10 protein-coding genes and 1 pseudogene are annotated in these 10,135 nt (G+C 66.5%); 8 read left to right on the forward strand and 3 right to left on the reverse strand.

What is annotated here, in order from left to right; genetic code table 11:
- Window positions 1-50 precede the first annotated feature (50 nt).
- The 4 genes from C1I95_RS27940 to C1I95_RS27955 all read left to right on the forward strand — a co-directional run bounded on the left by C1I95_RS27940 (window position 51) and on the right by C1I95_RS27955 (window position 4,341).
- Window positions 51-1,019 carry an alpha/beta hydrolase gene (locus tag C1I95_RS27940; RefSeq protein WP_111218215.1) on the forward strand — a complete coding sequence of 323 codons (969 nt, stop codon included), beginning with the start codon at window positions 51-53 and terminating at the stop codon, window positions 1,017-1,019.
- 480 nt (window positions 1,020-1,499) lie between these two features.
- Window positions 1,500-3,152: a serine/threonine protein kinase gene (locus C1I95_RS27945; RefSeq protein ID WP_233513930.1), complete on the forward strand. Its 1,653-nt coding sequence runs from the start codon at window positions 1,500-1,502 to the stop codon at window positions 3,150-3,152.
- 57 nt (window positions 3,153-3,209) lie between these two features.
- Entirely contained in the window at window positions 3,210-3,683 is a 474-nt protein-coding gene (locus tag C1I95_RS37150; RefSeq protein WP_199523939.1) for a hypothetical protein, read from the forward strand.
- Window positions 3,684-3,942: 259 nt separating this feature from the next.
- The gene (locus tag C1I95_RS27955; RefSeq protein ID WP_111218232.1) at window positions 3,943-4,341 is read left to right on the forward strand and encodes a hypothetical protein; all 399 of its coding nucleotides are present in this window, start codon (window positions 3,943-3,945) and stop codon (window positions 4,339-4,341) included.
- 58 nt (window positions 4,342-4,399) lie between these two features.
- On the opposite strand, the gene C1I95_RS37355 is transcribed toward C1I95_RS27955, so the two are convergent.
- On the reverse strand, window positions 4,400-4,615 hold the full coding sequence (locus tag C1I95_RS37355) for a hypothetical protein (RefSeq protein ID WP_199523940.1): 216 nt from the start codon (window positions 4,613-4,615) through the stop codon (window positions 4,400-4,402).
- A 97-nt stretch (window positions 4,616-4,712) separates the two neighbouring features.
- On the opposite strand from C1I95_RS37355, the gene C1I95_RS27965 reads away from it, so the two are divergent.
- On the forward strand, window positions 4,713-5,036 hold the full coding sequence (locus C1I95_RS27965) for a transposase (protein ID WP_233513932.1): 324 nt from the start codon (window positions 4,713-4,715) through the stop codon (window positions 5,034-5,036).
- Between the two features lie 235 nt (window positions 5,037-5,271).
- The gene (locus tag C1I95_RS27970) at window positions 5,272-6,054 is read left to right on the forward strand and encodes a transposase family protein (RefSeq protein WP_111218234.1); all 783 of its coding nucleotides are present in this window, start codon (window positions 5,272-5,274) and stop codon (window positions 6,052-6,054) included.
- 104 nt (window positions 6,055-6,158) lie between these two features.
- Here C1I95_RS27970 and C1I95_RS27975 read toward each other — a convergent pair whose 3' ends face one another.
- Complete coding sequence (locus tag C1I95_RS27975; protein WP_111218236.1) at window positions 6,159-6,956, reverse strand: maleylpyruvate isomerase N-terminal domain-containing protein; 798 nt, start codon at window positions 6,954-6,956, stop codon at window positions 6,159-6,161.
- A 116-nt stretch (window positions 6,957-7,072) separates the two neighbouring features.
- Window positions 7,073-7,246 carry a hypothetical protein gene (locus C1I95_RS35960; RefSeq protein WP_199523941.1) on the reverse strand — a complete coding sequence of 58 codons (174 nt, stop codon included), beginning with the start codon at window positions 7,244-7,246 and terminating at the stop codon, window positions 7,073-7,075.
- Window positions 7,247-7,701: 455 nt separating this feature from the next.
- Here C1I95_RS35960 and C1I95_RS27980 point away from each other — a divergent pair, with 455 nt between their 5' ends.
- Entirely contained in the window at window positions 7,702-9,378 is a 1,677-nt protein-coding gene (locus C1I95_RS27980; protein ID WP_158566489.1) for a family 43 glycosylhydrolase, read from the forward strand.
- Between the two features lie 236 nt (window positions 9,379-9,614).
- A pseudogene (locus C1I95_RS37360) lies at window positions 9,615-9,897 on the forward strand (transposase); the annotation flags it as partial.
- Window positions 9,898-10,135 lie beyond the last annotated feature (238 nt).

Below are 10,135 nucleotides of genomic sequence, written 5' to 3' on the forward strand. Positions count from 1 at the left end.
ACACCGACCACACCGGCCACCCCGGCCCCGAAGCACCGAAAGGACCCCTGATGAACTCCCCCCGACCGGGCCTCGACCCCGAGCTGCTCGTCCCTCTGGCCGAACTGCCGTCCATGCCGCCCCTGGGGCCCGAGACGATCAGACTGCTGCGGCAGTTCCCACAACCACCGATCGAGACACACCTGCAGGGCCGCGCGGCCGAACGGCGCGAGGTCACCGTCCCCACCAGTGACGGAACGCAGATCCCACTGTCCATCCTCAGCCCCACCGACCGGGCCGCCGGCGCACCCTGCGTCTACTGGATCCACGGCGGCGGAATGATGTGGGGCGACCGCTTCTCGAACATCGACATCCCGCTGGAGTGGCTCGACCAGTTCGGCGCCGTCGTAATCACCGTGGACTACCGGCTGGCCCCGGAAGCGACCGGCACCACCCTGGTCGACGACTGCTACCACGGCCTGCTCTGGGTGGCCGAGAACGCCACCGACCTCGGCATCGACCCCGCCCGCATCGTCGTGGCCGGCGCCAGCGCCGGAGGCGGCCTCGCAGCAGGAGTCACGCTCATGGCACGCGACCGCGGCGGACCGACCATCGCCGCCCAGCTGCTGTCATGCCCCATGCTCGACCACCGCAACAACACCACCTCCAGCCAGCAATACACCGGACCCGGCGGCGTATGGACCCGAGAGATGAACGAATTCGGATGGCGCAGCGTCCTCGGCGAACACACCGACCACAACGTCTCCCCCTACATCTCACCCGCGCTGGCAGACGACCTGTCCGGCCTACCCGCCACCTACATCGACGCCGGCACCGCCGAAGTCTTCCGCGACGAGAACGTCACCTACGCGACCCGAATCTGGGCCGCCGGAGGCCAAGCCGAGCTACACCTGTGGGCCGGCGGCTTCCACGGATTCTCCGCACTGTTCCCACACACCCGCGTCTCGACCGCGGCACGACGCACCCAAGCCGACTGGCTCGCCCGAGTCCTGAACCCCAGCCCCGATCACAAGGACTGAACCGAACCCACGGCCGGCGCCGAATCCTCGCGCCGGCCGTGGGAACCCGCCAGGATGGCGCGCATCCTCCCGCGATCACACCGGTACGACAGGGAAACGGGTGGTCACCCTGGGTGGCCCGACCCGTGCTGATGCTCCGGCGGCCCGCGTCGCCGGACTGGTCCTGGCCGCCTGGGCAGGACGCCGCTACGGCGGCCCCAAGGCACCGGTGTTTCTCGGGCCGGCCCTCCGGGTGCTTCGGGACGGCGGCTGCGACCCGATCATCGCGGTCCTCGGTGCCGGCGCCCGTCAGACCCGGGCCGCCGTGGACCTGGAAGGTGTTCAAGCGGCAGTCATCGACGTCATCCGGTGGGCAGCCCCGCCCGCACTCGGCGCGATCGCCGCACCACGACAAGTAGCGTCAGCAGGTGGCGGCCAGTCCGTCCATAGTCGAGCAGGGCGGATAGAAACATGCCGAGGGTTGCCGGTACCGTGCGCTGCGTGTCCGAAACGCAACCTCGCATTGTCGCCGGTCGGTACCGGCTGGTGCGCCTCCTCGGCGCAGGCGGCATGGGCCGCGTCTGGCATGCTCGCGACGAAACGCTGCGCCGCGATGTCGCCGTCAAGGAACTGGTTTTTCCGCCCGGCCTGTCCGAAAGCGAACGGTACGAACTCCGCGAACGGGTGCTGCGAGAAGCCAGGGCGGTCGCCCGCATCGACCAGCCCAATGTCGTACGGATCCACGATGTTCTGTATGACGGCGAACCCTGGATCGTCATGGAGCTGGTGCCGTCGCGGACGCTCAGCAAGGTCGTGGCCGACGAAGGTTTGCTCAGCCCGGCTCGCGCCGCCACGATCGGTCTCGGGATCCTCGCCGCTCTCCGCGCCGCACACGATGCCGGCATCCTGCACCGTGACGTCAAACCGGCGAACGTGCTGCTCGCCGACAACGGTCGAATCGTCCTGACCGACTTCGGTCTCGCCACCGCGTTCGAAGACCCCCGGATGACCCACAGCGGCATCGTCGTCGGCTCGCCCTCGTACCTCGCTCCGGAACGCGCCACCGACGGGATCCCCGGCCCCGCCGCGGATCTCTGGTCACTCGGCGCCACCCTGTACACCATCGTCGAGGGTCGCACTCCCTACCAACGCTCGTCGACGGTCGCAACCTTCGCGGCCCTCGCGACCGAACTTCCGAGGCCCCCACAACAGGCGGGCGCGCTGACCGCCGCGCTCGACGGGCTCCTCCGCAAGGACCCCAACCGGCGCGCCGACGCCGACGAAGCCGAACGCCTGCTGCGCCTGGCGCTCGGCCCCGAGACTTCGGCGAGCGCCACGCCGCCGACCGCCGCCGCGAGACCCCGCAGGGCATCAACGGCACCGCGGGCCTGGGATGCACCCGACGCCGTCGCCAGCAAGCGCAGACCCACGGGACGGCTCGCCGTCCTGCTGGTCACAACGGTGGCGGTACTCGTCGTCGCAGTGTTCAGCGCCCCATCTGTCTGGAAGAAGCTACGCGCGGCATCGGCCGGAAGCGTCGAATCGACGCCGCCCACGTCTCCACCGCCCACGTCTCCACCGGCCGCGCCGGACACTAGCGTCACGCCGACACCGAGCACACCTTCGACGGCATCACCGACGCCGTCCGTGACCACCACGAGCGGGCCGGCGACAACGAAGGCGTCTGCGGTCGCCACGAGCGGGCCGGCGACCACGAAGGCGACCAGTGCACCGAACCCGACCACGGCGGCGAGGACTCCCCTCACTCCGAAGGTCAAGAATCGCCTGATACGCAATCTCGCCACCGGCAAATGCATCATCGTCCCCGACTCAAACCCGGACACCACCACGCCGATCTACGTATGGGAATGCTTTGACGCCGACGGCCAGATGTTCACGCTTCCCGGGGACGGCACATTGCGCGTACTGGATAAGTGTCTTGAATTGACCGCGACCCAGAAGGGCTCCACTCTCCGGGTCGACGCCTGCGACGGCAACACGCTGCAGTCGTTCTCGCTCTCCAACACCGGAGACCTGGTCAGCGTCCGGACCGGCAGATGCATCGAAGCGACCGAGGGCAACACGGACAACGGTGTGTGGTTGCGCACCTGGGATTGCAACGGTGCGGACTACCAAAAATGGCGTATCAGCTGAGGATCTCGTATCAGGCAACGACCGGGACACCCATCGACTTGGACGCCAGCATGCTCGATGCAGAGACTGCGTGACCCGTACACCGGCTGCGCCGGCGACGGCGTCGATTCCCACCACCACCTCGTCCGCGCCGAGGACAGCCAGCCCGTCGCCCCGATCGGGTGCGCCGACCACCGCGGGCGCGTGTGCGCCGCCACGGCGGGCGAGTTGCACGACGACCCGGCCCACTCCACCGGACGCCCCGGTGATCAGCACCCGCCGCCCGGACATCGGACCGGCCGACCGCAGCGCCCGCAACGCGGTGAGCCCGACCGTCGGCAGCGCTGCGACGGTGGTGGCGTCCACGCCGGCGGGAGCGGCGCGCCGGCGTCCACGTCGAAGGCCGCGCGGGTCGCCCAGGCGCCACTTCCGAGGGCGCCGAACCGGGGGCCCGCGCCGGTCAGGGCGACCCTCGCACCCGGGGGCTCCGCGCAGGTGCGGGCCGGCGTACGGAACCTCGCGGCCCGGGGCGGCGCCGTCGAGCTCGGTTGATGGCACCACCAATCCGGGCACTTAATCGCAATCGCTGCTAATCGGGCCGTGGCCCGCAAGGCCGACCGTTGATCAACCACCTGGTGCATGAACAGCGACATCTGCGGGATCACGTTCTATGCCAGAGTCGATCTTTTGCAGTCCCACCTCGTTGAGCTGGCATGGCTCTCGTCAAGATTTTGGCGCCCTCGGTCGAACCGACTCCCTCGGGTCAACGTAGTACCAGTGTCGATAGGAATTGCGACATCTTGGAGGATCCGTGAAGGCGTGGGTGCAAAGAAACCTCCTGCGAGTCAAAGCCGTCGTCGCCGTCGTCGCCGCCGTCGCGGTCGGCGCAGTTTCGGCGGCCCTTCCCGCCTCGCCGGCCACAGCCGGTTGCGGTTGGGAGAAGACGTGGTCCTGGAAGGGAAACATTGTCCAGGTGGACAACTGCCCCTATAATGGTGCGGACTCCTGGATCTGGCTTCGCAACAGCGGGAGCAACGGCGCTTGGAATCCGCTCTATGCCAGGATCTGGTTCTACGACGGCGGTTACACGTGGATCGTGGTCAATCACAACGGAGAATCGAACTACTGGAACATGTGGGGCCGCGGCGACATCTGGCAAGTCCAATTGGAGGACGACCGGAATGACTGGAGCCCCTACTATCGCATGTGATTACCGGTGGCGCTAGCTCGCATCGTTCACTGACGCCATCGGCTTTCCCGAGGCCGTTTCAGATGGTTCGTGGGTAGTAGTCGGTGTGGAGAACAACCAGGGCTGCGTCGACGACGTCGCCGAACGTCCATGGGCACAGGCTGACGTTGCGAAGTGCTTTGAAGGTGGTCTTGAGCAGGCTGTTGCCGTGGGCACCGACGGCGCGGAGCCGGTTGTGTGCGCGGTTGAACTGTTGCTCGACGCTGCTAAGCCAAGCTGTTTCTGGGTAGATCATCACCGCCCCCGCGAGGCGCCCGTCGGGCGCCTCGCGGGGTCCACTGTCCGCCGGCGTCGGGGCGGACCGTCGCCCCGCGCAAGTCGACCAACCCGGCATCGACCCCGTCACCGCCACCCTCAGCGCCTGCTCCCACCCCGGCCGAGTCCGCGGCGAGGCCGCCTTCGCCTGGATCGCCGGCGTCAACCCGGTCCCCGCCAGCTCCGGCCGCACCGTCCGCCACCGGCTCAATCACGGTGGTGACCGCACGCTCAACGCTGCCATCCACACCATCGCCAAATCCCGCCAGCGATGCCACCAGCCCACCAAGGACTACATCGCCCGCCGCACCGCCGAAGGCCGGACACCACGCGAGATCAGCCGCAGCCTGAAACGCTACATAGCCGGCCAACTTTGGCGAATCATCGAAGCCTGCTCTTGACAGCAGCCCTCACAGTTCTTGGTCGACTGCTGTCTTACCGGGAGCCTCGTCCTACGTCGACACAGCCTCTCCATGCCTGCGTGCCCAGGCCAATCACGATGACAACGCCTCAATGAGCCCTTTTCATCGCGATCGTGCTGGTCGCGGCGGGTGTGGGTAACCCGGAGATCGATGAGGGCGAGGCTCCAGGTAAGACAGCAGTCTGTGAGCCGATGCCCCGACCGGGAGTCTCGCCGTGCTGTCTTACCCCGCCACGATTCCGCTGTCCAGTCGAACCCTGAGCCACCTCGCCGAGTGCATCCGCGGCCACCGTCGGCAGCGTCGATCCCGGTGGCGGCGTCTGGACCCCGGTCGGCAAGCCCTGCTCACCCTCGCCCACCTGCGCAACGGCGACACCTACACCCGCCTCGCAGCCGGGTTCGGCATTGGCGTCACCACCGCCTGGCGCTACGTCCGCGAAGCTTTCGACCTGCTCGCCGCGGCGGCCGACGATCTGGCTACCGCGATGGACCGCATCCGCAAGCTGGCATACGCGATCCTCGACGGCACGCTGATCCCGATCGACCGGGTCGCCGACCAGAGGCCCTACTACTCGGGAAAGCACAAGCGGCACGGCGTGAACGTGCAGGTCATCGCGGACGCTGCGGGTCGCCTGGTCTGGGCATCGGCTGCGCTGCCCGGCGCCATTCATGACCTGAGCGCCGCCCGCGTACACGGCATCATCGACGCGCTGAGCAGCGCCGACGTGATGACGTTCGCGGACAAGGGCTACCAAGGAGCCGGCGGGAGTGTGCGCACGCCGTTCAAGCGCCACCGCTACCGGCCGAAGCTGTCCCGCAGGCAGAAGGCCGTCAACCGCACACATGCCCGTGTCCGCGCCCGCGGCGAGCGCGCCATCGCCACGCTCAAGACCTGGAAACTCCTGACCAAGCTGCGATGCTGTCCCCGCCGCGCGACCGCGATCGTGCAGGCCATCCTCGTCCTGCACCGCGTCGAGACCAGCCGCTACTCAGGATGAAAGGGCTCAGTCCCTCGCCGACACCGCCCGGCCGCGATCCTGCAGGCGATCCTGGTTCTGCACCACATCGAGAACCGGCCTACGCAGGCTAAATGGGATCGTTGTTACAGGGACGGGTCCCAGGCGATCAGCTGATCGAAGATGCGACGGTCGCCTTCGAGCTTCAGGGAATCCAGCGGTATGCGGCCGTAGAACATCAGGACGAGGTCACTGGCCGTGCCCTGGGCGGAGGCGTCGGCCGTGTCCGGGGCCTCGCCGGCAGCGGGCTCGCCGAGGCGGGTGACCCGTGCCCCGTCGTCCGACAGCCGGAGGCGCCAGGAGCGGCCCTCGGTGGCGTGGTAATCGACGACGGCGGGCTGGTGTGGCCAGGCGACCGTCGTTGCGCAGAGGGTGAACTGGCAGTCGTCGAAACCATCGAGGGCGACCTCGTCTGGTAGCGGCTGCGGGGCACCCACGGTGAGCTGGGCGTCGTACGTGTACACCGCGATCTCGGGGACCTGGCGTCGCGCCCATGCGCCGGAGGTTTGTGGTGACGGCGAATCGTCCCACCACGTCCAACAACCGCGATCCGGGCCGGCCTCGCGCAGCGTGCTCGTCAGTTGCTCGATGGACTCGGTCCACCAGGTCAGCAGTGCCTCGCGTTCCCGAGGCGCACCCGTGCCGTCGTCCCAAGCCGACTTTTCTGGGGACGCGTCTGCAGGCCCTGCGGCGACGACGGCGGCTGATCTGCGGCGGGCCATGCCCACGTGTTGCACGAGCTCGAACAGCGTCCGCCCGGGAGAGGCATGCGGATCGCTGGTCAGAACCGGCACGTCGAGGCTGGGCGCTGCGGCGACCGCAGCGCGGAAGGCGGTCGACCGTTCGTCAATGAGCCGCAGATGATCAGAGAACGTCAAAATCATTTGCACTCCGGCTTTCTACCAGTGGGCTCCGGCAACCGGACAGCGATTTTCGCAGCCGACGCGGCGGGCGCCGTGACACTGGCGCGCCCGGGTTCCACCTGCCGTGACCTGCACCGTCACGATGAAAATGGCTCAATGATCACACCGTCGCGCGTTGCCGCCGCCAGTTCCTTCAGGCCTGCTATGGGCCAGTGGTGGAACTGCTTGTGAAGGGCGGCGAGGTCTCCTCGCCAGTCGTGGCCGTTCAGCATCACGCGTTGGGCCTGCTCCGTGTCGACCTTCCTGGACACCGAACTCCCAGACGGCGCGGGCCGGGGGGCCGCCAGAGGTCGTCATGCCGCAACCACCACACACACCCAGCCCAACGACATGATCAGCTTAGTTCACACGGCATTGACGCTCTTGACACACTCCAGATGAAAACGTTAACATCACCGCAACGTTGTTAGCGCTAACAGCGGTGCCCGTTTACTGGACTCGCCGGACGTGGCCGAGCGAGATGGGCAGCGCGCTGGAAGCCTGCCCTCAACCCCTTCTGAGCACCCCTCGAAGGCCCCATCACCCCAGCGCCACCAACCAACCAGGCCAGGCCGGTTACACCGGAAATCAGACATTCCAGCCGTTGTTAGCGCTCATGAAGCCCAGACGGAAGGCAAGGAACCTGATGGCTATTGAGAGGACCACCGAAAAGGGACGCCGACCTTTCATAGCGGCTATTGGCCTCGCTCTCGCGGTAGGAGTAGGGGTGGGCCAACTGACCCAGACCGTGCCAGCCTCGGCCGAGAAGCCCGCGCAGCCGGGGGGGCAGGGCGTCGGACCCCAAACCCCGTCCGCCAAGGTGCCGCTGACTGGTGTCGACATGGCGCAGACGTACGTGAACCCGATCAATCTGCCCGGGATGGCGGTGCGCAACATCGTAGGGACGATGCCGCCCACGGACGCGAATGTTGCAAACGCATCGCAAATTCCACTGAGCTTGAACCTCGAGACGTGGACGGCAGCCTCCGGCCGGACCCTCGCGGGCCGGTCCACCGTCGGCTTCACCAGGATTTCGGAGAACTCGGCCCGCACCGGGGCGGACTGGTCCGCGCTGAACGTCGGCGGGACCATCTATCTCTACGCATCCGGTGCCATGCAGAACGCGCCGAACAACAACCGTACTGTCTGGTCCACTACCGACTACCTCACGTGGACGCCCCATCAGATGAACCTGGGCGTGGTCGCACCAACCGTCGTGCAGATCGGCGCCAAGTTCTACATGGCTGGCAACAACACGCCGGTCTATCAAGCGGACTCACCCGTGGGGCCGTGGACCAGCATGGGGAATTTCCTGCGCCCGAACGGCCAGATCCTGAGCGTCGGCGACGTGCAGTTCTTCCTTGACACGGACGGTCGGCTGTACTTGACGTATAACATCGGCTCACCGATCATGGGCGTCGAACTCGACGCGAACAATCCTCGGCAGCTCGTCACCGACCCGGTCGTGGTCTGGACTTTCGACCCGCGCCAGGAGTGGCAGCACATCGGTGACAACAAGGCGACCTACACGCATGGGTACGTGGAGGGTTCACAGCTGTTCAAGGTGGGGAAGACGTACTACCTTTCGGTCGCGTCGGGTGGGACTGAGTTCACCACGTACGCGACGGGGGTGATGACGTCGAAATCGCCGCTGTCAGGGTTCAAAGCCACGCAGCGGAACCCGATCGGCTACGGTAACAACCACCCCAGTGCGGTGTATCCGAATGCCGGGCACGGCAGTTTCGTCATCGACAAATCCGGCAACCTGGTGTTCTTCTACACCTACGTCATCGCATACGAGGAGTTCTTCGAGCGGCGACTGGGAATGGACGTCTGCAACGTGATTCCCAATGGTCCGCAACAGGGAGCAATCGATTGCGAGTTGTCCAACACGCCGCAGCTGGCCCCGGGGAAGAAGATTTCGGGCAGGGACGACGTCGGGCTCTACAATGTGGCCACCAACAGCCAGGCATACTGGGCAAGCAGCTACGCTCCCGGGCGCAACCCGTACTACGGTGGTGATCGATCTCTATCCACGTGGTGGGAGCCGTCTGACAGCGATACCGCGCCCACGTACATTCGGGGCTTCGGGACTGTCTTCTACATCTCCGCCGCGCAGATCCAGTGGAAGGAACTCGGGCGCGCGTTCACAAAGGACAACGCCGTGCAGTACACGCTGGAGTACAAGGACATCGCGACAAACACGTGGCGGCCGCTGGTCGACAGGAGCACGAACACCACCGCGTACACCGCTGACTACGTCACCTTCGACCGAGTGCTGACGCACGCAGTCAGGCTGAAGATCCTGGGTACGACCGAAAACGTCAAGGTCGGAGTCCACGAGCTCAACGTTTTTGGGGAGAACTACACCCTGGCCGCCGCAAAGGGAATGATCACCCCGTAGCCTGACGTTGGGCGCGCCCGATGCAGCCTTGCTCGCTCGCTGCGCGGGATCGGGTTGCTGGGCTATGCATTAGGGAGCGGGCGAGATCAATCGATTCCGCCCGCTCCCTCTTGCGACTCATTTTGAGGACGCCTCAGGTGCCTCCACGTCCGCGTGCATGCGGCGGTAGCCAAGCCCTGTGGTCAGGATCTTCTCTATGCTGGCTACCCAGGGTGAACCGCCCCGGATCTTGTAGAGCGGTAGCGATCGGCATGTGCACCGTGTTCAAGTCCGCAATCCGGAAGATACTGCCCCACGCACTGCTGGTCGTCGACGCATTCCACGTCGTGCAACTGGCCAACCCGTGCCGTCACCGAGGTCCGCCGCCGCATCACCCTGACCCACCGCGGTCGCCGCGGCCGTGGCAACGACCCGGGGTGGCGCATGCGCAACCGGCTGACCCGCTCCGCCGCCCGCATGAGCGGCAAACACGTCGACCGCCTCGTCGACACCCTGCAAGCCCTGCCCACCGCGATCGGCGCCGCAGGTACAAAGCCGGCCGATGGCCACTGGTCCACCCTCACCGCCTACCCGATAGCCGCCGCTCCACGAAAGCCATCACAGGTTGATCGAGTGTATGACGTGGGTCATTAAAGTGATCTCAACGACTTTGCGGTAGGTACTTGTACTCGAAATGGGTCAGGTGCAGGGCTGCGGCGATGATGTCGCCGATTCGGCGGGGGCTGGCGGTCGTGTGGCGTAGCGTCTTCCAGCGTCC

The sequence above is a fragment of the Micromonospora craterilacus genome, assembly GCF_003236315.1.
Taxonomy (GTDB): Bacteria; Actinomycetota; Actinomycetes; order Mycobacteriales; family Micromonosporaceae; genus Micromonospora; species Micromonospora craterilacus.